At 73.2% G+C, this 26,353-nt stretch carries 15 protein-coding genes; 9 read left to right on the top strand and 6 right to left on the bottom strand.

Features of this window, described 5'->3' with window-relative positions; all coding sequences use genetic code 11:
• From KME79_RS25580 to KME79_RS25595, 4 genes are read left to right on the top strand one after another with little or no spacing between them, the layout of a single operon-like run.
• Complete coding sequence (locus tag KME79_RS25580; RefSeq protein WP_219546654.1) at positions 1 to 195, top strand: MbtH family protein; 195 nt, start codon at positions 1 to 3, stop codon at positions 193 to 195.
• Positions 196 to 208: 13 nt separating this feature from the next.
• Positions 209 to 6,445, top strand: coding sequence for a non-ribosomal peptide synthetase (locus tag KME79_RS25585; RefSeq protein WP_219546655.1), 6,237 nt, complete (start codon positions 209 to 211; stop codon positions 6,443 to 6,445).
• Positions 6,442 to 10,338 (top strand): non-ribosomal peptide synthetase, encoded by a 3,897-nt coding sequence (locus KME79_RS25590; RefSeq protein WP_219546656.1) that lies wholly within the window; start codon positions 6,442 to 6,444, stop codon positions 10,336 to 10,338. The genes KME79_RS25585 and KME79_RS25590 overlap by 4 nt, the downstream gene beginning before the upstream one ends.
• Positions 10,319 to 11,587, top strand: a complete 1,269-nt coding sequence (locus KME79_RS25595; protein WP_219546657.1) for an MFS transporter — start codon at positions 10,319 to 10,321, stop codon at positions 11,585 to 11,587. The genes KME79_RS25590 and KME79_RS25595 overlap by 20 nt, the downstream gene beginning before the upstream one ends.
• Before the next feature lie 3 nt (positions 11,588 to 11,590).
• Here KME79_RS25595 and KME79_RS25600 read toward each other — a convergent pair whose 3' ends face one another.
• Complete coding sequence (locus tag KME79_RS25600; protein WP_148031539.1) at positions 11,591 to 12,628, bottom strand: LLM class flavin-dependent oxidoreductase; 1,038 nt, start codon at positions 12,626 to 12,628, stop codon at positions 11,591 to 11,593.
• Positions 12,629 to 12,855: 227 nt separating this feature from the next.
• On the opposite strand from KME79_RS25600, the gene KME79_RS25605 reads away from it, so the two are divergent.
• The 3 genes from KME79_RS25605 to KME79_RS25615 are packed head-to-tail and all read left to right on the top strand — an operon-like array spanning position 12,856 to position 16,019.
• Positions 12,856 to 14,253: an FAD-dependent oxidoreductase gene (locus KME79_RS25605; protein ID WP_219546658.1), complete on the top strand. Its 1,398-nt coding sequence runs from the start codon at positions 12,856 to 12,858 to the stop codon at positions 14,251 to 14,253.
• A 33-nt stretch (positions 14,254 to 14,286) separates the two neighbouring features.
• Positions 14,287 to 15,603, top strand: a complete 1,317-nt coding sequence (locus KME79_RS25610; RefSeq protein ID WP_219546659.1) for an MFS transporter — start codon at positions 14,287 to 14,289, stop codon at positions 15,601 to 15,603.
• Positions 15,600 to 16,019 carry an ArsR/SmtB family transcription factor gene (locus KME79_RS25615; RefSeq protein ID WP_219546660.1) on the top strand — a complete coding sequence of 140 codons (420 nt, stop codon included), beginning with the start codon at positions 15,600 to 15,602 and terminating at the stop codon, positions 16,017 to 16,019. The genes KME79_RS25610 and KME79_RS25615 overlap by 4 nt, the downstream gene beginning before the upstream one ends.
• 57 nt (positions 16,020 to 16,076) lie before the next feature.
• Here the strand turns inward: KME79_RS25615 and KME79_RS25620 are convergent, their stop codons facing one another.
• From KME79_RS25620 to KME79_RS25635, 4 genes are all read right to left on the bottom strand, one after another.
• On the bottom strand, positions 16,077 to 16,823 hold the full coding sequence (locus KME79_RS25620) for an MBL fold metallo-hydrolase (protein WP_246640430.1): 747 nt from the start codon (positions 16,821 to 16,823) through the stop codon (positions 16,077 to 16,079).
• A 331-nt stretch (positions 16,824 to 17,154) separates the two neighbouring features.
• The gene (mltG, locus tag KME79_RS25625) at positions 17,155 to 18,105 is read right to left on the bottom strand and encodes an endolytic transglycosylase MltG (RefSeq protein WP_219546661.1); all 951 of its coding nucleotides are present in this window, start codon (positions 18,103 to 18,105) and stop codon (positions 17,155 to 17,157) included.
• Positions 18,102 to 18,614: a SigE family RNA polymerase sigma factor gene (locus KME79_RS25630; RefSeq protein ID WP_219546662.1), complete on the bottom strand. Its 513-nt coding sequence runs from the start codon at positions 18,612 to 18,614 to the stop codon at positions 18,102 to 18,104. The genes mltG and KME79_RS25630 overlap by 4 nt, the downstream gene beginning before the upstream one ends.
• A 544-nt stretch (positions 18,615 to 19,158) precedes the next feature.
• Positions 19,159 to 19,920: an SDR family NAD(P)-dependent oxidoreductase gene (locus KME79_RS25635; protein ID WP_148031543.1), complete on the bottom strand. Its 762-nt coding sequence runs from the start codon at positions 19,918 to 19,920 to the stop codon at positions 19,159 to 19,161.
• Between the two features lie 136 nt (positions 19,921 to 20,056).
• Here KME79_RS25635 and KME79_RS25640 point away from each other — a divergent pair, with 136 nt between their 5' ends.
• A complete protein-coding gene (locus tag KME79_RS25640) occupies positions 20,057 to 22,327 on the top strand; it encodes a HelD family protein (protein ID WP_219546663.1) in 2,271 nt (756 codons plus the stop codon).
• Between the two features lie 58 nt (positions 22,328 to 22,385).
• Here KME79_RS25640 and KME79_RS25645 read toward each other — a convergent pair whose 3' ends face one another.
• Positions 22,386 to 22,835, bottom strand: a complete 450-nt coding sequence (locus KME79_RS25645; RefSeq protein WP_271279456.1) for a MarR family winged helix-turn-helix transcriptional regulator — start codon at positions 22,833 to 22,835, stop codon at positions 22,386 to 22,388.
• 110 nt (positions 22,836 to 22,945) lie between these two features.
• On the opposite strand from KME79_RS25645, the gene KME79_RS25650 reads away from it, so the two are divergent.
• Entirely contained in the window at positions 22,946 to 26,167 is a 3,222-nt protein-coding gene (locus KME79_RS25650; RefSeq protein WP_219546664.1) for an efflux RND transporter permease subunit, read from the top strand.
• Positions 26,168 to 26,353: the final 186 nt, after the last annotated feature.

Here is a 26,353-nt window from a genome sequence, read left to right on the forward strand (position 1 = left end):
ATGCGGGACGGCCAGTACAAGGTCGTGGTCAACGACGAGGAGCAGTACTCGATCTGGTTCGCCGGACGCCCCGTCCCCGACGGCTGGCGGGAGACCGGGTTCGAGGGCGCCAAGCAGAGCTGCCTCGACCACATCGAGCAGGTCTGGACCGACATGCGCCCGCGCAGCCTGCGCGAGGCCATGGACCGACACTAGGAGGACACCGGCCGTGACCGGCACCTACGTCTTGCCTGCCTCGTACGCCCAGGAACGCCTGTGGTTCCTCGCCCGGCTCGACCCGGACGCGCCCGCGCACCACGTCAACGCGGTGATCGAGCTGCCCGGCCGGAGCGACCCGGAGCGGTGCCTGGACGCGCTGCGCCAGGTCGTCCGGCGGCACGAGACGCTGCGCACGTCGCTGGCGACCGAGGACGGCGACCTGATCCAGGTCGTCCAGGTGGACCTGCCGGTCACGCTGCCCTGCACCGACCTGCGCGGCCTGCCGCCCGAGCGGGCCGAACGCGAGTTCCGCGCGCTGGCCCTGGCCGAGGCGCGCAGGCCGTTCGCCCTGGACCGGCCGCCGCTGTGGCGGGCGCGGCTGGTCCGCATGAGCGACGAGCTGCAGCGGATCGTGCTGGTCGTGCACCACGCGGTGTTCGACGCCCGCTCAGGCGTCGTCTTCACCAGTGAGCTGAAGGAGATCCACGACGCGCTCGGCCAGGGCCGCGAGCCGGACCTGCCCGAACTGCCCATCCAGTACGCCGACTACGCCGCCTGGCAACGCGAGCACCTCGCCGGGGGCGTGCTCGCCGGCCAGCTCGGCTACTGGCGCGAACGCCTGGCCGGCCTGCCCGGCGACACCGGCCTGCCCACCGACAGGCCGCGCCCGGCCACCCGCGGCCACGCCGGCGACGAGTACGCCCGCACCCTGCCCGCGGACCTCGTCGGCGCGCTGGAGGAGCTGGCCAGGCGGCGCGGCGCCACCCTGTTCATGGTGCTGCTGGCCGGGTTCAAGGCGCTGCTCGCCCGCTACGGCGGCCAGGACGACGTCGTGGTCGGCTCGCCGGTAGCCGGCCGGGACCTGCCCGAGTTCGAGCCGGTCATCGGCATGTTCGTCAACACGCTGGTGCTGCGCACGGACCTGTCCGGCGACCCGTCCTTCGACGAGCTGCTGGACCGGGTGCGCGGCACCGTCGTGGAAGCGCTGGACCACGCCGACGTGCCGTTCGACCGGCTGGTGGAGGCGCTGCGGCCGGCCCGCGACCCCAGCCGCACCCCGCTGTACCAGGTGGGCTTCAACCTGCTGCCGATGGACACGCGCGGCCAGTTCCCCAACGGCACCGCCCAGCACGACCTCGGCCTCGACGTGGTCAGGACCCCTTCCGGCGCGGGCCTCTACTTCGAGTACAGCACCGAGCTGTACGACGCGGACACGGTGGCGCGGATGGCCGAGGCGTACCGGCTCGTCCTGGAGGCCGTCGCCGCCGACCCGGGCGTCCGGCTGTCACGGCTGCCGCTGATGACGCCCGAACAGGAACGGCGGCTGCTCACCGGCTGGAACGCCACCGCCGCACCGTACCCCGCAGGAACCCTGCACGAGCTGGTCGCCGAGCAGGCCGCGCGCACGCCGGACGCGGTCGCGCTCCGCGACCTCGCCGGCGGCACGCTCACCTACGCCGAGCTGGACGAGCGCGTCCGCGCGCTGGCCGGGCGGCTGGCGGCGGCCGGCGTGGGCGCCGAGACCTGCGTGGCGCTGTGCCTGCCCCGCGACGCCGATCTGGTGGTGGCGCTGCTGGCGGTCCTGCGGGCGGGCGGCCACTACCTGCCGCTGGACCCGGCGTACCCGGCGGAACGGCTGTCGTACATCCTGGCCGACTCCGGCGCGCGCCTGCTGATCACCACCTCGCGCCTGGCCGGCGACCTCCCCGCCGACCGGCCGCCGGTGTTCCTGCTGGACCGGCCGCCGGAAGGGCCGCCCGCGACGCCGGTACGGGTGGGTCCGGACAACCTGGCCTACCTGATCTACACCTCCGGCTCGACCGGGCGGCCCAAGGGCGTCGAGGTGCCGCACCGGGGAGTCGTCAACCTGGTCACCGACGTGATCCGCCGGGTCGGCGGCGGCAGCGCGCTGCTCATGACGTCGCTGTCCTTCGACATCGCCGCGCTGGAGATCTTCACGCCGCTGCTGTCCGGCGGCACCCTCGTCGTCGCCCCCGACGACACCTCCCGCGTGCCCCGCCAGGCCGGTCGCGCCGCCGAAGGGGTGGACCTGGTGCAGCTCACCCCCTCGGTGGCCGGCCTGGTCGCCGGGCACCTGCCGCCCGGCCTGCCGCGCCTCATCCTCGGCGGCGAGCCCCTGCCGCCCGACCTGGCGGCGCGGCTGCTGAAGGTGGCCGGGGAGCTGTGGAACTTCTACGGCCCGACGGAGACCACCATCTGGTCCACCGCCTACCGGGTGCCGCGTGACGCCACCACGATCCTCATCGGCACGCCGGTGGCGAATACGTCGGTGTATGTGGTGGATGGGGGGTTGTGTCCGGTTCCGGTGGGGGTGCCGGGTGAGTTGCTGGTGGGTGGGGTGGGGGTTTCTCGGGGTTATCACGGTCGTGCGGGGTTGACGGGGGAGCGGTTTGTTCCGGATCCGTTCGGTGGTGGTGGGGGGCGGTTGTATCGGACGGGGGATTTGGTGCGGTGGTGTGTGTCGGGGGAGTTGGAGTATCTGGGGCGTGTTGATGATCAGGTGAAGGTGCGGGGGGTGCGGGTCGAGCCTGATGAGGTTGCGGCGGTGCTGGGGGAGTGTCCGGGGGTGGGTCGCGCGGTGGTGGTGGTGCGTGACGATGCTCCGGGTGGTCGTGGTCTGGTGGCGTATGTCCAGCCTGGTGCGGGTTCGGGGGTTGATTCTGGTTCGTTGAGGGGGTTCTTGCGGGCGCGGTTGCCGGAGGCGATGATCCCGGCGGCGTTCGTGACGGTGGACGGTTTCCCGGTGCTGCCCAGCGGCAAGCTCGACCGCAAGGCCCTCCCGCCGCCCCCGCCGGAAGAGGCCCGCGAGCAGCGGCCGCCGCGCACGCCGGAGGAGCACACCTTGCACGCCGTCTGGACCGGCCTGCTCGGCAGGGACCGGATCGGCGTGGACGACGACTTCTTCACCCTCGGCGGCCACTCCCTGCTGGCGATGCGGCTCGTGGTCAGGATGCGGGAGGAGTTCGGCGCGCGGGTGACGCTGCGCCGCTGCTTCGAGACGCCGACCATCGCCGGGCTGGCCCCCCTGCTGACCTCGGCGCACGCCGCCTCCATCCCCGCGGCCGAAGGGCCGGTGGAGCCGTCGCACGCCCAGGCCCGCCTGTGGTTCCTGGACCAGCTCGATCCCGGCAGCCCCGCCTACAACGTGGCCTGGGCCGAACGCCTGACCGGCCCGCTCGACGTCGAGGCGCTGGCCGCCGCCTTCGACGACCTGGTGGACCGGCACGACGCCCTCCGCCTCGTCATCACCGGCGCCGACGGCGAACCGCACCTCCAGGAGGGCACCCGCAGACCCCGCCTGGCCGTCCGCCCCCTCCCCGCTCCCGGCGGGACCGACGAGGACGAGATCGGGCGCCGGGAGGCCCGCCACCGGTTCGACCTCGCCACCGGCCCCCTCGCCAGAGCCGTCCTCGTCAGGCGGAGCCGGGAGGAGCACGACCTGTTCCTGACCCTGCACCACGTGAGCGCCGACCGGTGGAGCCTGTCGATCCTGCTGCGCGACCTCATGGAGCTCTACCGGGCCCGCGTCACCGGCACGCCGCCGGACCTGCCCGCCCTGCCCACCGGCTATCGCGACTTCGCCGCCTGGCACCGCCGCCGGGCCGGCGAACGTACGGACGATCTCGCGTACTGGAAGGACACCCTCGCCGGCCTGCCCGCCACCCTGGACCTGCCCGCGGACCGGCACCGGCACGGGCCGGCGGGCATGGCGGGCCGCAGGCTGACGTTCGGGATCGACGCGGACACCGTCGCCGCGGTCCGGGAGTTCGCGGCGGAGCGGCAGGCGACGCCGTTCATGGTGCTGCTGGCGGCGCTGCAGGCGGTGCTGGCCCGCTACACCGGCCGCGACGACATCCCGATCGGCACGCCGGTGTCCGGCCGGGCGCACCCGGACGTCGAGGAGCTGGCCGGCCTGTTCCTCAACACGCTGGTGCTGCGCGGCGACCTGTCCGGCGACCCCGGCTTCGGCGAGCTGGTCCGGCGCACCAGGGAACGGGTGCTCGACGCGCACGACCACGCCGAGCTGCCGTTCGAGGTGCTGGTGCGGGAGCTGGCCGAGGAGCGCGACCTGGCCCGCAACCCGCTGTTCCAGGTGATGCTCGCCTACCAGAACGTGCCGCCCGCCCCGCCGGAGGCGGCCGGGGTGTCGCTGCGCACCCTGGACATCGACCCCGGCGTCACCCAGGCGGACCTGCACCTGGTGATCGAGGAGGCCGGTGACGGGCTGACGGGGGTGCTGCACTACGCCACCGACGTGTTCGACCATGACCGGATGGAGCGGTTCGCGGACCACTTCCGCGCCTTCCTCACCCGGGCGGTGGCCGCGCCCGGCCGTCCCGTGAGCGAGGTGCCGCTGCTCACGCCCGGAGAGCTGGAGACTGTCCTGCGGGCCAACGACACCGCCACCCCGTACGAGAGCGCGACGCTCGCCGGCCTGCTGGCGGACCAGGCGGCGCGCACCCCGCACGCCCCCGCTGTGCGCCACGGGGAGGAGTGGCTCACCTACGAGCAGTTCACCGCCCGGGTCGACCGGCTGGCCCGCACGCTGCGCGCGCTCGGCGCCGGACCCGACCGGGTCGTCGGCGTGTGCCTGGAACGCGGGCCGGACCTGGTGGTCGCCGTGCACGCGGTGATCGCCGCCGGCGCCGCCTACCTGCCGCTGGAGCCGGACCACCCGCCGGCCCGGCTCGCCGCCATGCTGTCCGACTCCGGCGCCCGCCTCGCGATCACGAGCACCACCCACCACGCCCTCCTGCCCTCCGGCGTCACCCCCGTCCTCCTCGACGCGACCCCCCTCACGGAGCCGGCCCCCGACACGACGCCGGAGGTCGCCGTCCATCCGGACGCGCTCGCGTACGTGATCTTCACGTCGGGGTCGACGGGACGTCCGAAGGGGGTGGGGGTGTCGCACCGGGCGATCGTCAACCGGCTGCGGTGGATGCAGGACGCCTTCCCGCTCACCGGCGAGGACCGGGTGGCGTTCAAGACGCCGTTCTCGTTCGACGTGTCGGTGTGGGAGCTGTTCTGGCCGCTCATCACCGGCGCCGGAATGGTGGTCGCCGACCCCGGCGGGCACGCCGATCCCGGCTACCTGACCCGCCTGTTCGGCGCCGGGGACGTCAGCACCGTCCACTTCGTGCCGTCCATGCTCGACGCCTACCTCGACGAACCCGGCCTGCCGCCGCTGCGGCGGGTCATCTGCTCCGGCGAGGCGCTGCCCCCGGAGCTGGCCGCGCGCTTCCACGAGCGGATGCCCGGCACGGAGCTGCACAACCTGTACGGCCCCACGGAGGCGGCCGTGGACGTCACCCGGCACGCCTGCCGGCCGGGGGAGACCGTGATCCCCATCGGGGGGCCGGTCGCCAACACCCGCCTGGAGATCCTCGACGAGCGCATGAACCGGGTGCCCGTCGGCGTCCCCGGCACGCTGTGGATCGGCGGCGTCCAGCTCGCCCGCGGCTACGTCAACCGTCCCGCCCTGACCGCCGAACGGTTCGCGCCCGACCCGCACGGCCCGCCCGGCGGCAGGCTGTACGACACCGGCGACCTGGCCAGATGGCGGCCCGACGGCGAGATCGAGTACCTGGGCCGCGCCGACCACCAGGTCAAGATCCGCGGCATGCGGGTCGAACTGGGCGAGATCGACGCCGCGCTGTCGGCGCTGCCCGGCGTGCGCGCCGCCGCCGCGCGGGCCGTCGCCGACGGGGCCGGGCTGCGGCTGGCCGGATACGTGGTGCCGGACCCCGGCGAGCACGACCCGGCGCGGTGGCACGCCCTGCTGCGCGAGCGGCTGCCCGGCCACCTGGTCCCCGCCACCCTGACGATCCTGGACGCGCTGCCGCTCAACCGCAGCGGCAAGCTCGACCGCGACGCGCTGCCCGACCCGTCCGCCCCCGACCCGGCCGCCCACGCCGACCCGGAGGGCGAGGCCGAACGCGCCGTCGCCGCCGCCTGGCAGGGCGTGCTCGGCCTGGCGCGGGTGTCGGCGCACGACAACTTCTTCGCCGTCGGCGGCGACTCCATCCGCAGCCTCAAGGTGGTCTCCCGGCTGCGCGAGGCGGGCTACGCCGTACGGCTGGAACAGCTGTTCCTGCACCAGACGGTCAGAGAGCTGGCCGCCCGGCTGGAACCGGCCGCGCCGGCCGCCGAACCGCGGGCCGCGGCGCCGTTCGGCCTGCTCGACCCCGAGGACCTGGCACGGATGCTGGAAGGCGAGGCGCGATGACTGTCACGACCGGGGCCCGGGGCCTGGAGGACGCCTACCCCCTGGCCGCTCTCCAGGCCGGCATGCTCTACCACAGCGCCTACGAGCCGGACGCGGCCACCTACCACGACCTGACCACGATCACGCTGCGCGGCCGGTTCGACCGGGAGGCGTTCGAGGCCGCCCTGGCCGAGGTGACCGCCCGGCACCCGGTGCTGCGCACCTCGATCGACATGACCGGGTTCAGCGAGCCGCTGCAGTTCGTGCACCGCTCGGCCGCACTGCCGTTCGCCGTGACCGACCTGTCGGGCGTCCCGGACGCGGACGAACGGGTGGCGCGCTGGGCGGAGGAGGAGAAACGGCGCCCGTTCGACTGGTCGCGGCCGCCGCTGGCCCGCGCGCACGCGCACCTGCTGCCCGGCGAGCTGTTCGCGTTCAGCCTGAGCTTCCACCACGCCATCCTCGACGGGTGGAGCGTGGCCACGCTCGTCACCGAGCTGTTCCGCCGCTACCACGCCCGCCTGGCCGGGGAGCCGCTGCCGGTGACCCCGCCCGCCGCGGCCTTCCGCGACCTGGTGGCCCGCGAGCGCGCCGTCGTCGCCTGCGCCCAGACGCGTGACTTCTGGCAGGCCCGGGTGGACGACGCGCCGGACACGCGGCTGCCGCGGCTGCCCGAGCACCGGGACGGCGACGGCGTCGAGGTGCTGCGGCTGCCGCTGGAGCCCGCCCTGCTCGCCCGCGTGACCGAGGTGGCCCGCGAGCTCGCCGTCCCGGTGCGCACCGTCATGCTGGCCGCCCACCTGCGGGTGCTGGCGCTGGTCACGGGCGAGGACGAGGTGATGACCGGCCTGGTCACGCACAGCCGGCCGGAGAGCGAGGCGGGCGAGGAGGTGCTCGGCCTGTTCCTCAACACGGTGCCGCTGCGCCTCGACACGGCCGCGCCCACTTGGGGCGAGCTGGTGCGCCGGGTGTTCGACGCCGAGGTGGCGCTGCTGCCGCACCGGCAGTTCCCGCTCTTCGAGATCCAGCGGCTGTCCGGGCGCTCGCCGATGCTGGACGCGCTCTTCGACTACCGCGACTTCCACGTCTACCGCGGCATGCCCGGCGCCGAGATCGTCGGCCAGGAGTTCTTCGAACAGACCGACCTGCCGTTCACCGCCGCGTTCACCCGCTCGCGCGAGCACGGCGGGTTCGACCTGGTCATCACCTACGACCGGGCCCAGTTCGGCGCCGCGCAGATCGCCCGTATCGGCGGCCATTACCTGACGGCCCTGCGCCTGGCCACCACGAGCGCCGCCGATCCACGCCGGGCCGATCCGTTCCTGACGGCGGACGCCGGGGAGATCGGCCGGTGGAACGCCACCGCGCGGCCGTACCCGGAGGCGACCCTCCCGGAGCTGTTCGCCGCGCAGGCCGCACGCACCCCCACCGCGCCGGCCGTCTGCTACGACGGCACCTGGATCACCTACCGCGAGCTGGCCGCCCGCGCCCGCGCCGTCACCGCCCGGCTGGCCGCCGCCGGCACCCGCCCCGGCGACGTGGTCGGCCTCCACCTGGACCGCGGCCCCGGCCTCCTGCCCGCGCTGCTCGGCGTCCTCGGCGCCGGCGCCGCCTACCTCCCGCTGGAGCCCGGCCTGCCACCGGAACGGCTGGCCCACATGATCGAGGACGCCGGCGCCCGCATCGTCCTCACCGACGGCGACCCGCCGTCGTCCGACGCCGGTCTGCCCGCCGGGGTGGTGGCGCTGCCTCTCGACGGTCCCGCCCCCGACACGACTCCGGAGGTCGCCGTCCATCCGGACGCGCTCGCGTACGTGATCTTCACGTCGGGGTCGACGGGACGTCCGAAGGGGGTGGGGGTGTCGCATCGGGCGATCGTCAACCGGCTGCGGTGGATGCAGGAGACCTTCCCGCTCACCGGCGAGGACCGGGTCCTGCACAAGACGCCGCTGTCGTTCGACGTGTCGGTGTGGGAGCTGTTCTGGCCGCTCATCACCGGCGCCGGGATGGTCGTCGCCGAGCCGGGCGCCCACCGCGACAGCGCCCGCCTGGCCGCCCTCGCCGCCGGGCACCGCGCCAGTGTGGCGCACTTCGTGCCGTCGATGCTGGAGGTGTTCCTGGACGAGCCCGAGCTGCCGCCGCTGCGGCGGGTCATCTGCTCGGGCGAGGCGCTCTCCCCGGAGCTGGCCGCGCGCTTCCACGAGCGGATGCCCGGTACGGAGCTGCACAACCTGTACGGCCCGACAGAGGCGGCCGTGGACGTGACCTGGCACGCCTGCGAGCCGGGGGAGACCGTGATCCCCATCGGCGGGCCGGTCGCCAACACCCGCCTGGAGGTGCTCGACGCCGAGGGCCGCCGGGTGCCGGTCGGCACGCCGGGCGAACTGTGCCTGGGCGGCGTCCAGCTCGCCCGCGGCTACGTCAACCGGCCCGCGCTGACCGCCGAACGCTTCGTACCCGACCCGTACGGCCCGCCCGGCACGCGCCTGTACCGCACCGGGGACGTGGCCCGCTGGCTGCCCACCGGCGAGATCCAGTACCTGGGCCGCACCGACTTCCAGGTGAAGATCCGCGGCCAGCGGGTCGAACTGGGCGAGATCGAGTCCCTGCTGACCGCCCACCCGTCCGTACGCGCCGCCGCCGTCGTCCTGCGCGGCGAACGCCTCGTCGGCTACGTCGTCCCCGCGATCTCCGCGCAGGCCGAGGATCCGGGTGCCGAGCTGGCTGCCGCGTTACGGCGGCATCTGCCCGATCACATGATCCCGTCGGCGTGGGTGCGGCTGGCCGAGCTGCCCGTCACCACCAGCGGCAAGCTCGACCGGGCCGCGCTGCCCGAGCCCGGCGAGGCCGGGCGGCCCCCGTACCTGCCGCCGCGCGACCCGTTCGAGGCCCGGCTGGCCACCGCCTGGGAGGAGACGCTCGGCGTGGACTCCGTCGGGGTGCACGACGACTTCTTCACCCTCGGCGGACACTCGCTCCTGGCGCTGCGGCTGACCATGCGGCTGCGCAAGGAGCTGGGCCGCGAGGTGCCGCTGCAGGCCGTGCTCACCGCCCCCACCGTGGCCCTGCTGGCCGCCGAGCTGCGCCGCCCGCACGACAACGACGGCGTCCCCGAGCGGATCGTGCCGCTGCGCCCCACCGGCGACCGGATCCCGATCTTCCTGTTCCACGCGCTGGGCGGCCAGGTGTTCCGCTACCTGCCGCTCGCCCGCCACCTCGGCGCCGACCAGCCCGTGCTCGCCGTCCAGGCCGCCGGGCTCGCCCCCGGCGAGGAGCCGCACAAGACGCTGGAGGAGATGGTCGACGACTACACCGAGCACCTGCTCCGGGTCCGCCCGCAGGGCCCGTACGTGCTCGGCGGCTACTGCATCGGCGGCAACATCGCGCTGGAGACCGCCCGCCGGCTGCGCGAGCGCGGCGAGCGGGTGCCGCTGGTGGTGCTGTTCTACTCCGACGCCGCCGAGCCGGTGCTGCGCGCCTCGCTGGAGGACGACGCCGTGCTGCTCACCCACGCCCTGGCGGGCGGCAGGGTCCAGGTCGACCTGGACGAGCTGCACCGGCTGGACCCCGACGAGCGGCTGCTGGCCGTCATCGACGCCGCCGCCCGCGCCGACACCCTCCAGCCCGACGCGGCCGACCTGCGCCAGGCGCGCCGCTTCGTCTCCGTCTTCCGCGCCAACGCGCACGCCGTCGGCTACTACCGGCACGCCCCCTACGACGGTGACGTGCTGCTGTTCTCGCCCGCCGCCGAGGGCGTGCCGCCCGACGACATGGGCTGGCGCGACGTCGTGACCGGGCGGCTGCGCATCTCGCCCATCCACGGCGAGCGCTTCACCGTCATGTACGAGCCGCGGGTCGCGCGGGCGGCCGCCGAGGTAAGGAGCAGCATCGACAATGGCCTCACCGACGACTGACCGCGCCGGCACCCTGTGGCGCAATCCGGACTTCCTGAAGTTATGGGCGGGTGAGAGCCTGTCCCTGGTCGGCTCGCAGGTGACGGTGCTGGCCATGCCCATCGTCGCCTACCTCCTGCTGAACGCCTCCGTCGCCGAGATGGGCGTGCTCGGCGCGCTGGCCCGCCTGCCGATGGTGCTGTTCTTCGTCGTCGGCGTCTGGGTGGACCGGATGCGGCGCCGGCCCGTGCTGATCTGGAGCGACGTGATCCGCGCCGCCATGCTCTGCACCGTGCCGCTGCTGTTCGTGATGGACATGCTCACGCTCTGGTGGCTGTACGTGGTCGTCCTGGTGATGGGCGTGTTCGGCGTGCTGTTCGAGATCGCCTACCGGTCGTACCTGCCGCTGCTGGTGGCGCCCGAGCATCTGGGCGACGGCAACAGCAAGCTGCAGCTGAGCGACTCGGTGTCCAAGGCGGTCGGGCCCAGCCTGGCCGGGGTCCTGCTGGCGGCCCGCTCCGCGCCGCTGATCATCCTGGTCGACGTCGTCAGCTACGTCGCCTCGGCGCTGTGCCTGATCTTCATCCGCAAGAAGGAGGACCCGCCCCCGCCGGACAGCGGCGGCAGCATGATCTCGGCGATCCGGGCCGGGTTCGGTTTCGTGATGAGCCAGCCGATCATCCGGCCGCTGGCGATCGCGAGTGCCGTCTACTCCTTCTTCGACATCGGCATCCTGCAGACCCTCTACATCCCGTACGTGCTCGGTGTCGTGGACCTGCCGGCCGCGGTGGTCGGCGGGGTGCTCGCGGTCGGCGGGATCGGCGCGGTGGCGGGGGCGTGGCTGTCGGTGCGGCTGATGAAGGGGTTCGGGCCGGGGCCGACCATGTTCTGGTCCACGGTGATCGGCAACAGCGCGCTCATCCTGGTGCCGCTGGCCGGCGGGCCGCTGTGGCTGGCGCTCGGCACGCTTGGCCTGTCGCAGCTGCTGGTCGGGCTCTGCACGCAGATCTTCGTGGTCAACAACATCACCGTGCTGCAGTCGGCCGCGCCGCGCGAGCTGGTCGGCCGGGTGATCGCCACCATCTGGGCGATGGGGCTGGTGCCGGCGCCGGTGGGCGCGCTGGTGGCCGGGCTGCTCGGGGAGGCGTTCGGGATGCGGCCGGTGGTGCTGGTGGCGGCGGTGATCGGGGCGCTGGTGCCGATGGTGGTGCTGTGGCGGTCGCCGATCCCGAAGATGCGCGAGCTGCCCTCGGCTCCCGTCGGGAGCTGAGGGTCACGCGGCGAGTTCCGCCAGCCAGGCGAGCTGCTCGGCGCGGTCCTCCAGGGTGGGCGCGTTCAGGCCGACGATCAGCCTGGTCGCGCCCGCCTTGCGGTAGGCGGTCAGCCGCTCGCGCACCCGCTCCGGGGTGCCGCACAGGGTGAGGGCGTCGACCAGGTCGTCCGGCAGCTCCTCCACGGCCGCGCCCAGGTCGCCGTCGAAGTAGGCGTCCTGGACCCGCCCGGCGGCCGGCCCGAAGCCGAGCCGGTGCGCCAGCCGGTTGTAGAAGTTCACCCCGCGCGTGCCCATCCCGCCCAGGTACAGCGCCAGCATGGGCCGCACCATGTCGCGGGCGTAGTCGGCGTCGTCGTCGACCATGGCCATCACCATGGGCGAGACCTCGACGCGGGAGGCGTCGCGCCCGGCGCGGGCCGCCCCGGCACGGACGTGCTCCAGGGTCTCGGCCACGTGCTCCGGCGGGAAGTGGATGGGCAGCCAGCCGTCGGCGATCTCGCCCGCCAGCCCGGCCGCCTTGGGACCCATGGCGGCCAGGTGGATCGGCAGCGGCCGCTGCACCGGCGCCGCCTGCATGGTCAGCTCCTTGCCGCGGCTGCCGGGCAGCGGCAGCGTGATCTCCGGCCCGTCGTGCCGTACGGGGCGGCCGTCGAGCGCGGTGCGGACCACGGCGACGTAGTCGCGCAGGTGGGCCAGCGGGCGCCGGTAGGGGTGGCCGTGCCAGCCCTCGGCCACCTGCGGTCCCGAGGCGCCGAGCCCGAGCAGGAACCGGCCGTCCGACAGGCGGTCGACGGTGGCCGCGGCCATGGCGGCGGCGATGGCGGTGCGGCCGGTCGCCTGGAGCACCCCGGTGCCCAGGCGGATCCGCTCGGTCCCGGCCGCGAGCCAGGCCAGCGTGGTGGCCGGGTCCACCCCGTACCCCTCCGACGCCCACACCGAGTCGTAGCCGAGCCGCTCGGCCTCCCGGACGAGCGAGAGCTGGGCTTCGTGGGTGGCCGCGACGGGCCCGAGGGTGCCGATGCTGAATCCGAGTCGCACAGTCGCCTCCTCCAAGAATGCCGATCTTGCCCCACTTTCTCCCATCCAGGCGGGTGACGCCAGCGCTGTCGTGGAACCCTCCGGCGCGCGAGCGGGCCGCTTCCGGGTACACACTGATTAGATATGTCTCTAATTTGACATTGCTCTAAGTTGTCCGCCAAGCTACTTAGACAATCGTCAAAACAGCGCGGACCGTCGCGGCCCGCGGAACCATGAGGAGAAGCATCATGAGCGGATGCTGCGGTCCCACCGCCGTCGAACTCCAGCCGAGTGCGCAGGCCGTGCGATCCGACGACCTGCCCGTCGCGGTCGTCGGCGCGGGCCCGGTCGGGCTGGCCGCGGCGGCCCACCTGGCCGAACGGGGCCTCGATTTCGTGGTGCTGGAGGCCGGTGAGCAGGCGGGCGCGTCGGTGGCCCAGTGGGGACACGTGCGGGTGTTCAGCCCGTGGAAGTACGACATCGACCCAGCCGCCCGCCGCCTGCTGGAGGCCGATGGCTGGAGCGCCCCCGACTCCGAGTGGCTGCCCACCGGGACCGAGCTGATCGACGACTATCTCGCGCCGCTGGCCAAGCTCTTCGGCGACCGGATCCGTACGGGCGCGAAGGTGAGCGCGATCAGCAGACTCGGCTACGACCGGGTCCGCACGGCCGGCCGCGAGCGGGCGCCGTTCCTGATCCGGCTGGCCGGCGGCGGCGAGCTGCACGCGCGCGCGGTCGTCGACGCCTCCGGCACCTACGCCACCCCGAACGTGCTCGGTGCGTCCGGCCTGCCCGCCCACGGCGAGGCCGATGTGGCGGACCTGGTCGACCACGCGCTGCCTGACGTGCTCGGCGCCGATCGCGGCCGGTACGCCGGCAAGCATGTCCTGGTGGTCGGCGCCGGGCACTCGGCCGCCACCACGCTGCTCGCGCTCGCCCAGCTCGACGACACCCCGATCACCTGGGCCATCCGCGCAGGCGACGCCGGCCGTACCTACGGCGGCGGCGAGGCGGACGCGCTGCCCGCCCGCGGCGCGCTCGGCACCCGCCTGCACGCCCACGTCACCTCCGGCCGCATCCGCCGGCTGACCGGCTTCTTCACGCACGCCGTCGAACGCGACGGCGCGCGGGCGCGGGTGATCAGCCGCGATCCGTCCGGCGCCGAGCAGGCCGTCACCGCCGACCGGATCGTGGCCGCCACCGGCTACCGCCCCGACCACGCCATCGCGAGCGAGCTGCGCCTGGACCTGGACGCGGTCCTCGGCTCCACCCGGGCGCTGGCGCCGCTGATCGACCCGAACGCGCACTCCTGCGGCACCGTGCCGCCGCACGGCGCCGACGAGCTCGCGCACCCGGAGGACGGCTACTACGCGGTGGGGGTCAAGAGCTACGGCCGCGCCCCCACCTTCCTGCTGGCCACCGGCTACGAGCAGGCCCGGTCGGTCGTCGCCGCGCTGGCCGGCGACTGGGAGGCCGCCCGGGACGTGCGGCTCGACCTGCCCGAGACCGGCGTGTGCTCCTCCAGCCTGGCCGAGGCCCAGGAGCAGCGCCTCGGCCTGGCCACCGGGATCAGCGGCGGCCTGCTGGGCGGCCCGCTGCCGCTGGCGACCGCCGGAGCCTCGCAGGGCGGCGGCTGCTGCGGCTGATCCCCGACGACTGCCTCTTTCCAAGGAGCGCTTATGCCGGCCGTCGATCCTCTCTCCGCCGCCTCGGCCGGCGGAGAGAGCGGTGCCCGCCCCGCGCCCGGCCGCGGCCTGGGCAGGGGGTGGCCCCTGGTGGCGGCGCTGGCCATCACCCAGACCCTCGGGTTCGGCGTGCTGTACTACAGCTTCTCGGTGCTGCTCACGCCGATGAGCCGCGACCTGGCCGCCGACCCGTCGCGGGTCTCGCTCGCGCTGACGGTCTCGGTGCTCATCGCGGCGCTGGGCGCGCCGGTGGCGGGCCGCTGGCTGGATGCGCGCGGCGGCCGCGCCCTGATGACGGCGGGCTCGGTGCTGGGCGTCGTCTCGCTGCTGGCCTGGTCGCAGGTGCGGACCGTGGCCCAGTTGTACGCGGTGTTCGTCCTCATCGGCGTCGCCGCGGCCATGGTGCTGTACGAGGCGGCCTTCGCCGTGATCGTCGCCCGCTTCGCCGCCCCGGCCCGCGCCACGGCGCTGCTCGCGGTCACCGTGGTGGCCGGGTTCGCCTCCTCCATCTTCATGCCGGTGACCGGCGCGCTGGTCCAGGCGTACGGCTGGCGCCAGGCCCTGATCATCCTCGGCATCGTCTACGGCGCGGCGGCCGTTCCGCTGCACCTCCTGGCCGTGGGCCGTCCCCGGACGGGGAAGCCTTCGCCGTCGGACACGAGTGACTCGGCCCAGGCCGGGGCCGGCGAGCGGGCGGCGCTGGTGCGCGCCGCCACCCGCCAGGCGGCCTTCTCGTTGCTGGCCGCCGCCTTCACCCTGCACAGCGCCGGCACGGCCACCATCTCGGTCCTGCTCATCACCTACCTGATCCACCTCGGCCACCCGCCGCTGCTGGCCGCCGGCGTGGCCGGGCTGCTCGGCGTGCTGTCGGTCACCGGACGGCTGATCACCACCGGGCTGCAGCGCCGCCTGCCCGCCGCGCTGATCGCCGCCGCCATCTTCGCCCTGCAAGCCGTGGGCGCCGCCGCGCTGCCGCTGATCGGCGTCACCACCGCGGGCGCCGTCGCCGCGGTGCTGATGTTCGGGCTCGGCTTCGGCGTCGCCACCATCACCAAGCCGCACCTGCTGACCGAACGCTACGGCACCACCGCCTACGCCAGCCTGTCCGGTCGCCTGGCCCTGCCCGCCGCCCTGGCCAAGGCCGTGAGCCCGGCCGCCGCCCTGGCCCTGGCCCAGGCCGCCGGCTACGGATGGGTCATGGCCGGCGTCGCCCTCACCTGCCTGACCGCCGCCGCGGCGCTGACCCTCTACCACCGCCTATCATTTAGACGAACATCGAAACACCAGTCAGGCCCGGAGGCTCCCGCATGACCGCCACCACCCTGCCCCTCGCCCGAGGCAGCCAGGACGCTCAGGCCGGGACGTGCTGCGCGCCGATCGCCCGCCGGCCGCTCGGCGAAGGCGACGCCGCCGAGATGGCCGTCCTGCTCAAGGCGGTGGCCGATCCGGTCCGGCTGCGCCTGCTGTCCATGATCGGCTCCCACGCCGGCGGCGAAGCCTGCGTGTGCGACCTGACCGACGCCTTCGACCTGACCGCGCCCACCATCAGCCACCACCTGAAGGTGCTGCGCACCGCCGGCCTGATCGGCAGCGAGCGGCGCGGCACCTGGGTCTACTACTGGATCATCCCCGAGACGGTGAACAAACTGGGCGCCCTGTTCGCCCCGCTGACCGAGCCCGGCTCCCGCTCCGATCGTCCGGCGGACCTCACGGTCACTCCGGCCTGAGCCCTGCGGACGGGCGTCTTCGGTTGAAAACACCGGACGCCGGCCCTCGCTCGTTGATCAGTTCCACCCGAGTGGGACAGTGAGTCCTTCCTCGGCCGCGAACACCTCACCGCCGAACTCCTCGCGGGCGGCGGCCACGGCGGCGGCCCGGTCGTTACCCGGCCAGAAGTGAGTGAGCATCAACCGGCGGGCGGATGCGCGGCGGGCCCACTGACCGGCCTCCGCGGAGGCGAGCAGATTGCGGGTGGGGCGGCCGGTCTCGCCGTCGCGGTCGGTGGCCTCGACGATGAACAGGTCGGTGTCGCGCCCGAGTTCGGCGAGCGCGGGAGTCGGACCGGTGTCGCCGGTGTAGGCCAGGACGACCCCGTCGGCCTCCAGGCGGATGCCGGCGTTGGGCACATAGTGCGGCAGCGACAATCCCGTGAGGGCGAACGGCCCCACCCGGTGACCGCCCGGCAGCGGACGCACGTCGAAGACCGCGTGGAGGTCGGCGTCGGGCTCCAGCCCGCGGAGCCGGTCGAGCACGCCGGGCGGGCAGTACAACGGCAGCCGTGGGCCACCGGGGTCGCCGTAGAAGCGCATCCGGAACAACCCGTGCAGGTCGACGCAGTGGTCGGGGTGCTCGTGGGTGACGACGACCGCGTCCACCGCGCCGTCCGGCCAGTGCGCGAGCAGCCGCGGCAGCGTGGCGTAGCCGAGGTCGAGCAGCAGCCGGTAACCGTCCCAGTCCACCGCGAACCCGCTGCAGGCACGGCCCGGCTCGGGAAACGCACCACAACTGCCGAGGACGGTCACCTGTCGCATCCGTACAGGATGCCAGCTCCCAGGACGGTCATGGACGGCTCGCGCGTGCGCCCTTCCGCTCCCGTGGGCGGCCGGAGGAGCGCATGGGACGGATCCCGGAACAGCGAAGGCCCCCCGGGCCGGCGAGGGCCTTCAGCCATCAGATCCTCCCGAGAGGACCGGTGCCTTGAGGCGACGGGGGAATCGGGAGCGGGAGGGCCGCCAAGGCCCGAGCGTGCCCTGACCTGTCAGGTCCGCGCGTCACGGATGTCCTTTCCTGGTTTTGTCGGCGCCGGCCGATACCGTCGGCGGTCGGTACTCAAAGGATCATCGTGATGGTCGTTCGGCCGCATCACCGGATTCCGTGCTTCTTGTCGCGTTCTTGGACCAGTTTGGTGAAGTCCGAGCGGGAGGCGGCGAACTTTGTGATGTTCTTCTTCGGGTCGGTCGTCACGTAGAAGAGCCAAGGGCCGGAGGCCGGCTTCAACGCGGCCCTGATGGCGTCGTCCCCCGGGCTGCTGATGGGGCCGGGTGGCAGGCCGAGACGCTTGTAGGTGTTGTACGGCGATCGGCTTTTGCGGTCCCCGGGCTTTGCGTCGGTGCCGTACTTGTCCAGGCCGTACAAGACCGTGCTGTCCATCTGCAGTCGCATCTTCCGGTCCAGCCGGTTGTAGATGACCCGGGCGATCTTGGGCATGTCCTCGTCCCTGCCCGCCTCGGCCTGGACGATGCTGGCGATGGTCAGGATCTCCAGCGGTGTTCTGCCGGCACGCCTGGCGCCGTCGACCAGGTCGGTGTCCTCGGCGGCCTGCCCGAACCGGGCCACCATCGCCCTGAGGATCTCGTCCGGGTTCATGGTGGGGGGGAGTTCATAGGTGCCGGGGATGGCGAACCCTTCGAGTCTGCCCTTGGCGTAGGGCGGCAGGCCGAGCACCGTGCCGTCCTTGGCGGCCTTCTCGAACTCCGCCACCGGCCTGCCGGTGAGCGACGACAGCACCTTGAAGAGCTGCGAGAGCCGCATCCCTTCCACCACGGTCACGGTGACGGCCGGTCGGCGCTCGGGGACCAGGTGCGGGACGGCGTTGTGTTGCCCGGCGACATCAGCGGGAGCCCGCGACGACATCTCCTGCACCACGACTGTGGATCCGATGGCCAGCGCGGCGACGGCCGACGCCGCCGCCAGGGCGAGGCCGCGGCGACGGGGTCGGCGATCGAGGACCAGGAGGTACCGGCCCGGCGCGGGTGGCCGCTCTTCGCCGGCCATGTCGGCGAGGGTCTCACGCAGCAGGTTCTCGATGTTCATCCGAACTCCCTCACGGTGGTCAGTTCAGGTGCCGTCTTCTTCAGGCGTTCCAGCGAGCGGTAGATCTGGCTGCGTACCGACCCCACCCTGACGCCGAGCAGGCGCGCGATCTCTGTCTCGGAGAGGTCCTCGAAGTAGCGCAGCACGAGCATGGTCCGCTGCCGGGGTGTGAGCCGGGCGAGGGCCGCGCGCATCACCAGGCGAAGGTCCACAACGTCGGCGTGCCCGTCACCGATCTGGTCGGGCAGCCATCCGGTGGGCACCTCCGCGACGCGTGACCGTCGCCGCCACCAGCTCACCTGCTCGTGGTACATGACACGGCGGACATATCCCTCGATGGCGACCGGATTGCGCACACTGCGCCACTTCGCGGCCGTCTTGACCAGGGCCGACTGCACCAGGTCCTCGGCGGCGTGCCGGTCACCGGTCAGCAGGTACGCGGTACGGAACAACGCCCCCGATCGGTCGGCGACGAAGTGCCGGAAGGCCGCCTCAAATCCTGGATCCACCCAATCCTCCTCGTGATGTTCACAGGTAAGGACGCGGGCGGCACGTCGATCTATGCTGGCGGAGACGGGGTTTTTCGCTCGGCTCTGTTCAGAGCCGGCGCTAGGCGCTGCGCGTACGTACGAGTCTCGACGCGTGGCCAGAACCTGCAGCTAGCCTGGCCCCAGCGGCTACGACAAGCTGGTCACGGAGAAGAAGTCGGGCGAACGCGGCGTCGCGCGACCGGCGTGGGAGGCTCCTGACGCTGCCCAAGGCGGGCGACACGCTGAGGTTCGGGAGGTTCGGCCGGTGGGCCACTCGGCCGGGGCACGTGCCGACCACCGTCAACGAGCTCCGCGACCGCGGCATCACCGTGGTGTCGCTGACCGAGAACTTCGATCGGGGCACCAAGGAGGGTTCGCGGTCCTGGCCGCGGCCGCCGAATACGAGCTGGAGCCACGCGCCGAGCGCCAGGCCGAGGGAATCGCCCAGCCCGCCGGGTTTGTAAACGACCGTTCGTTTATTAACTCGCCCGATCGATCTGATCTACTTTGTAAAGGCACCGGGTCAGTGCACCGAGAAGCCGCCGTCGACGTACAGCAGGTGGCCGGTGACGAACGCGGCGGCGTCGCTCGCCAGGAACACCGCGGCGCCCGCGAAGTCCTGGGGGACGCCGTTGCGGCCGGCCATGTGACGGGCGGCCATCTGCTCGACGCGGCCGGGGATGGCCTGGGCGGGCTCGGTCAGCGGGGTGAGGACGAATCCGGGGATGATCGTGTTGACCGACACTCCCTGGGCGGACCATGCCTCGGCCTGGGAGCGGGTGAGGCCGGCGAGCGCGGCCTTGGCGGCGCCGTAGACGCCGCTGTCGCCGAAGGCGCGGACGCTCTGCTGGGAGCCGATGTTGATGACGCGGCCCCAGCCGCGTGCGGCCATGAGCGGCCCGTAGTGCTGCCCGAGCAGGTAGGGGGCGGTCAGGTTGACCGCGATGGTCTGCGCGTAGTCGTCCTCGGTCAGCTCGGCCATGGGCTTGCGGATGTTGTTGGCCGCGTCGTTGACCAGCACGTCGATGTGGCCGGCCTGCTCGCACACGCGGCGCACGGCCTCGCGGTCGCCGAGGTCGGCCACGATCGTGGCGGCGGTGACGCCGTGTCCGCGCAGCCGTTCGGCGGCCCGGTCTAGCCCGGCCTTGCCGCGGGCGACGATCACCACTTCGGCGCCGGCGCGGCCGAGCGCCTCGGCGATGGCGTAGCCGATGCCGGAGCTGCCGCCGGTGACCAGCGCGCGCCGCCCAGCGAGGGAGAACAGGCTCTGCAGGTAGTCAGGCATGATCGGCAAGCTAGCACGCGGCCCGGCGGAGGCGGTCGGCAGGGAGGCGTTGCCGCGCACGCCGACGGGAGGTAAGCTCGACTGCTTGACATCTAAGGCAGTCTTCACACGTCTCCCGTAAGGAGTATACCACTTGATGGATAATCGTCAAGATGCTCTCGCCGCGGCCCTTGACACCGAACAGCGGGTCGTGTCGGGCCTCTACGGCAGGCTCGACTCCGCCAGGGAGCGGGCGGAGTCGGCGCTGCGCGCCGTGCACGCCCGGGGCGGCGGCACCCGCCAGGCCATGGTCGAGCGCGAGGCGCTGGCCACGTCGCAGGCCCGCCGCCTGGCGCAGCTGAACGGGGTGGAGCGCGGGCTGTGCTTCGGCCGGGTCGACGACCGCGACGGCCGGAGCGTCTACGTGGGCAGGATCGGCCTGCGCGACGAGGAGGGCTCGGCGGTGCTGATCGACTGGCGGGCCCCGGCCGCGCGCGCGTTCTACCTGGCCACCGCCACCGACCCCGGCTCGCTGGTGCGCCGCCGCCACCTGCACCTGCGGGGCCGCACGGTCACGGGGCTGGACGACGAGGTGTTCGACCTGGAGGGGATGAGCGACGGCGAGCGCCGCACGCTGGTGGGGGAGGCGGCGCTGCTGGCGGCGCTGCGCCGGGGCCGCACCGGCCGCATGGGCGACGTGGTGGCCACCATCCAGACCGAGCAGGACCGGGTGATCCGCGCCTCGCTGCAGGGCGCGCTGGTGGTGCAGGGCGGGCCGGGCACCGGCAAGACGGTGGCGGCGCTGCACCGCGCCGCCTACCTGCTCTACACCCACCGCGACACGCTGGAGCGGCGCGGCGTGCTGGTGGTCGGCCCGAACGCGATGTTCCTGCGCTACATCGGCCAGGTGCTGCCGTCGCTGGGGGAGACGCAGGTGGTGATGGCGACGCTGGGCGAGCTGTTCCCGGGGGTGCGCGCGACGGCCGCCGACCCGCCGGCGGCCGCGGTCGTCAAGGGCGACATCCGGATGGCCGGGGTGGTGGCCGCGGCGGTGCGCGATCGCCAGCGGGTGCCGGACGGCGAGCTGGTGGTGGAGCTCGACGGGTTGCGGCTGCGGGTCCCGCACGAGACCTGCGCCCGGCACCGGGCGCGGGCGCGGGCGGTGCGGCTGACGCACAACATGGCTCGCAAGCTGTACGTGACGGAGATGCTCAAGGAGCTGGCCAGGGCCGAGGCGCGGGCGCTGGAGGAGGGGCTGCGCCTGGCGGAGATGGAGCTGGAGGACCCGGAGCTGGCCGGGCCGCTGGACCTGGAGTCCGACCTGGACGAGATCGACCTGGCGGTGGCCTCGGAGCGGCTGTGGGCGCAGCCGGAGGTGCGGGAGTCGCTCGACGCGCTCTGGCCGGAGCTGACGCCGTCGCGGCTGATCAGTGAGCTGCTGTCCTCGCCGGAGACGCTGGAGGCGCTGTGCCCGCCTGACCTGGACTGGCGGGCGCTGGTGCGGCCCGCCGGCGCCGCCTGGACGGCCGGTGACGTGCCGCTGCTCGACGAGGCGGCCGAGCTGCTGGGCCAGGACGACTCGGCGGCGCGGGCGGCGGGCCGCCGGGCGGAGGAGGACCTGCGGGAGCGTCACCTGTTCGCCCGGGAGGTGCTGCAGACCACCGGCGTGCTGGAGGAGGGCATCTTCGAACGGGCCGACGTGCTGGCCGAGCGGCACGCCGACGACGGGTCCGAGCTGACGACGGCCGACCGGGCGGCGCGGGACCGCACCTGGGTGTACGGGCATGTGATCGTGGACGAGGCGCAGGAGTTGTCGGCGATGGCCTGGCGGCTGGTGATGCGCCGGGTGCCGGCCAAGTCGCTCACGGTGGTCGGCGACCTCGCGCAGACGGGTTCGGCGGCCGGGGCCCGCTCGTGGGGCGAGGTGCTGGATCCGTACCTGGAGGGCCGCTGGCGGGAGGAGCGGCTGGAGGTGAACTACCGCACCCCGGCCGAGATCATGGAGGTGGCGGCGGACGTGCTGGCGGCGATCGACCCGTCGCTGACGCCGCCGCGCTCGGTGCGCGACGGCGGCGCGCCTCCCCGATCGGTGCGGGCGGGGCTCGCGGACCTGCCGGAGCTGGCCCGCGAGGAGCTGGCGGCGATCGGCGAGGGCCGGGTGGGCGTGGTGGTCCCGGACGCGCTGTACGGGCGGGCGGCGGCGCTGTTCCCCGGGCAGGACCTGGACGCGCCGGTGACGGTGCTGACGGTGACGAGGGCCAAGGGGCTGGAGTTCGACGCGGTGATCGTGGCGGATCCCGCCGCGGTCCTGGCCCAGTCGCCGAACGGGGCGCAGGACCTGTACGTGGCGATCACGCGGGCGACGCGCCGGCTGACGGTGGCCTGCGAGGGTGAGCTGCCGCCCGCGCTGTCCCGCCTGACCACCTGATCTACATTGTAAAGGCGCCGGGCGGGGGTCGTGATCTCCCGTACAGAGGGAACCCCCGCTACGACGCCCGATGCAGCTCGGCGGCGGCTTCGTGGAGGCGGACGGTCACGTGGTGCAGGCAGCGGAGCGTCTCGGTGTCGAGGTGGTTCATGATCCGGCGGTACTGCTTGAGGCCGGCGTCGTTGATCTCCTCGATGAGGGTGCGGCCGGCGGGGGTGAGCTCGACCCGGCGCACGCGCCGGTCGTGGGGGTCCTCGTGGCGGCTGACCAGGCCGTGGGCGACCAGGCGGTCGACGAGGCCGGTGACGGTGCCGAGGGTGACGCCGAGGTTGTGGGAGAGGTCCTGGCCGGTGGCCGAGCCGTTGGCGGCGACGAGCATGATGACCTTGAGCTGGCGCATCGTGAGGTTGGAGGAGAACAGCGGCGACTGGTGGCGGGCGAGGGCCCGGCCGAGGTCGCGCTGGATCTGCATGATCTGGTGGATCAGATCGTCGCGTTCGTCGTTCACGTACACCTCTCGCTTTCCTGAGAAGGTTATCAGGAACGTCGTGCGACGTTAAATATTCGTCCAAGGCGAAGTGTTAGTCTGGGGCCGAAATCTTGAAGGGAACCGACTCCATGACCGCACTCGCCCGGTTGAGCCTTGCCAACCGCAGTCTAGTGATCTTGATCGCGGTCGTGCTCAGCGCCTTCGGCCTGTTCACGATCCCGCAGCTGAAGCAGCAGTTGCTGCCGTCGCTGAGCTTTCCCGGCGCCTTCGTGGTGGCGGCTTATCCGGGCGCGTCGCCGGATATCGTGGAAGAACAGGTCACCGAGCCCCTGGAAGGAGCCCTCCAGGGGCTCGACGGCATGGAGTCGATGACCTCGACGTCGAAGGAGGGGCTGGCGCAGATCCAGGTCGCCTTCGAGTACGGCACCGACGTCGACGCGGCGGTCAGCCGGATGCAGCAGGCGGTCAACCGGATCGGCGGTCAGCTCCCGGCGAACGTGGAGCCGCAGGTCGTGGCGGGCAGCACCGACGACATCCCGGTGCTGGTGCTGGCGGTGGGCGACGGCGGCGACCCGCGGGAGATGGCCGACAAGCTGCGCGGCATCGTGCTGCCGGAGCTGCGGGCCGTCGACGGCGTGCGCGAGGCGCAGGTGACCGGCACCCGCGACGAGGTCGTGACGATCACGCCGGATCTGGGGAAGATGGCGCTGGCGGGGGTGTCGGCGGCGCAGATCCCCGAGGTGCTGCGCGCCAACGGCACGCCGGTCCCGGCCGGTTCGCTGGTGGAGGACGGCACGTCGCTGACGGTCCAGGTCGGCACCCGCGTCGAGTCGGTCGAGGACATCCGCGACCTCTACCTCACGCCTGCCCAGCCGCAGCCCCAGGCCCAGCCGCAGCAGCAACAGCAGGCTCAGAACGCGCAGCAGGCGCGGCAGGCCCAGCCGCAGGCGCCGCAGCAGGCCGTCCAGCAGCGCGCGCCGAAGCCGGTCAAGCTCGGTGACGTGGCGACCGTGGAGCGCGGCCTGTCCGACGCCACCACGATCACCCGCACCGACGGCCACACCAGCCTGGGCGTGTCGGTCACCATGGTGCCCGACGGCAACGCGGTGGCGATCTCCCACGAGGTGCGCGAGAAGCTGCCCGAGCTGACCCGCGCGCTCGGCGACGGCTCCGACACCGCGATCGAGGTGGTCTTCGACCAGGCCCCGTACGTGGAGGAGTCGATCGAGAACCTCACCACCGAGGGCATTCTCGGTCTGGTGTTCGCGGTGCTGGTCATCCTGGTGTTCCTGCTGTCGGTGCGCTCCACGCTGGTGACGGCGGTGTCGATCCCGCTGTCGGTGGTGATCGCGCTGCTGGTGCTGTGGCTGGGCGACTACTCGCTCAACATGCTGACGCTGGGCGCGCTGACGATCGCGATCGGCCGGGTGGTGGACGACTCGATCGTGGTGCTGGAGAACATCAAGCGGCATCTCAGCTACGGCGAGGCCAGGCGGTCGGCGATCCTGACGGGCGTGCGCGAGGTGGCGGGCGCGGTGACGGCGTCGACGCTGACCACGGTGGCGGTGTTCGCGCCGATCGCGATCGTCGGCGGCATGGTGGGCGAGCTGTTCGCGCCGTTCGCGATCACGGTGACGGTGGCGCTGCTGGCCTCGCTGGTGGTGTCGCTGACGGTGGTGCCGGTGCTGGCCTACTGGTTCCTCGGGACGCGCGGGCTGACGCCGGAGGAGGCCAGGGCGCAGCGGGAGAAGGCGGAGGCCAAGGAGCTGCGCTCGCCGCTGCAGCGCGCCTACCTGCCGGTGCTGCGTTTCGCCACCCGCTTCAAGGTCGTGACGCTGCTGATCGGCGTGGTGGTGTTCGCCGGCACGATGGGGCTGGCGGGCAGCCTGCAGACGAACTTCCTGGACTCCTCGGGCCAGGACACGATCTCGATGAGCCAGCGGATGCCGGTGGGCACCGACCTGAAGACCACCGACAAGGCGGCGGCCAAGGTCGAGGAGGTGCTGGAGCAGGTCGACTCGGTCGAGTCCTACCAGGTGAACGTCGGCGGCGGCAACGCCATGATGGGCGGGACCGGGGGCGGCGCCGACCGCGCCTCCTACTCGATCACGATCAAGGACGGCAGCGACACTCCGGCGGTGGAGCAGGAGCTGCGTGACCGGCTGGCCGAGGTGTCGGGCATCGGCGAGGTGACGGTGGGCGGCGCGTCGGCCGCGGGGTTCTCCTCCGACAGCGTCCAGGTGATCGTGCGCGCCCCCGACATCGGCGCGCTGCGCTCGGCCGCCGACGCGGTGACGGGCGCCATGGGCCAGGTGGAGGGGCTGCGGGACGTGTCCTCGAACCTGGAGACGAGCGCCCCGCGGATCGAGGTGCGGGTGGACCGGGAGAAGGCCGCCGCGCGCGGCCTGACCGAGGCGCAGATCGGGCAGACGGTGGCGCAGGCGTTCCGCGGCGCCCCGCTGGGCCAGCTCACGCTGGACGGCCGGGCGAGCGACCTGGTGCTGCGCGTCGGTGACGCGCCCGACGACGTCAAGGCGGTGCGCGACCTGCGGCTGCCGACGGCGTCCGGGCTGGTGAAGCTGTCGTCGGTGGCCGAGGTGGAGAAGGTGGACGGCCCCACCCAGATCACCCGGATCGATGGCGAGCGTTCGGCCACCGTGTCGGCCAAGGCCACGGCCGCCGACCTGGGCAGCGTCACCGCCGAGCTGACGCGCGAGCTGGATGGGCTGGGCCTGTCGGCCGGTGCCGCGTACGAGATCGGCGGCGCTTCGGCGGACCAGGAGGAGGCGTTCGCGGACCTGGGGATGGCGATGCTGGCGGCGATCGCCATCGTCTTCATGATCATGGTGGCGACGTTCCGCAGCTTCGTGCAGCCGCTGATCCTGCTGGTGTCGATCCCGTTCGCGGCGACCGGCGCGGTGGGGCTGCTGGTGGCCACGGACACGGCGATGGGCGTGCCGGCGCTGATCGGCATGCTGATGCTCATCGGCATCGTGGTGACGAACGCGATCGTGCTGATCGACCTGATCAACCAGTACCGCGCCCAGGGCATGGGGATCGTGGAGGCGGTCGTGGAGGGCGGCCGGCGGCGGTTGCGGCCGATCCTCATGACGGCGGTGGCGACGATCTGCGCGCTGGTGCCGATGGCGCTCGGTGTGACGGGTCACGGCGGGTTCATCTCGCAGCCGCTGGCGATCGTGGTGATCGGCGGTCTGATCAGCTCGACGTTGCTGACGCTGGTGCTGGTGCCGACGCTGTACACGATGGTGGAGCGGGGCAAGGAGCGGATGCGGCGCACCCCTCCGGAGGCGAAGCCGGAGCCGAAGGTGCTGGAGACGGCGGCGCCCTGACGGGCGTGTCCGCCCGTGCGGCCCGGTGCCGTGCGGGCGGACGCCCCCGCTAGCCGCTCGTGGCGATGCGGTCGAGCCAGTCGGCCAGCAGGGCGCGTTCCGGCGCGTTGAGCGCGGTGGTGCGGGGCAGCACCGCGCGCAGCGCGACGGCGGCTGCCACCGGCCCGCCGTCCGGCGTCGCGCCAG

The sequence above is a fragment of the Nonomuraea harbinensis genome, from assembly GCF_019396385.1.
GTDB classification, from domain to species: Bacteria; Actinomycetota; Actinomycetes; order Streptosporangiales; family Streptosporangiaceae; genus Nonomuraea; species Nonomuraea ferruginea.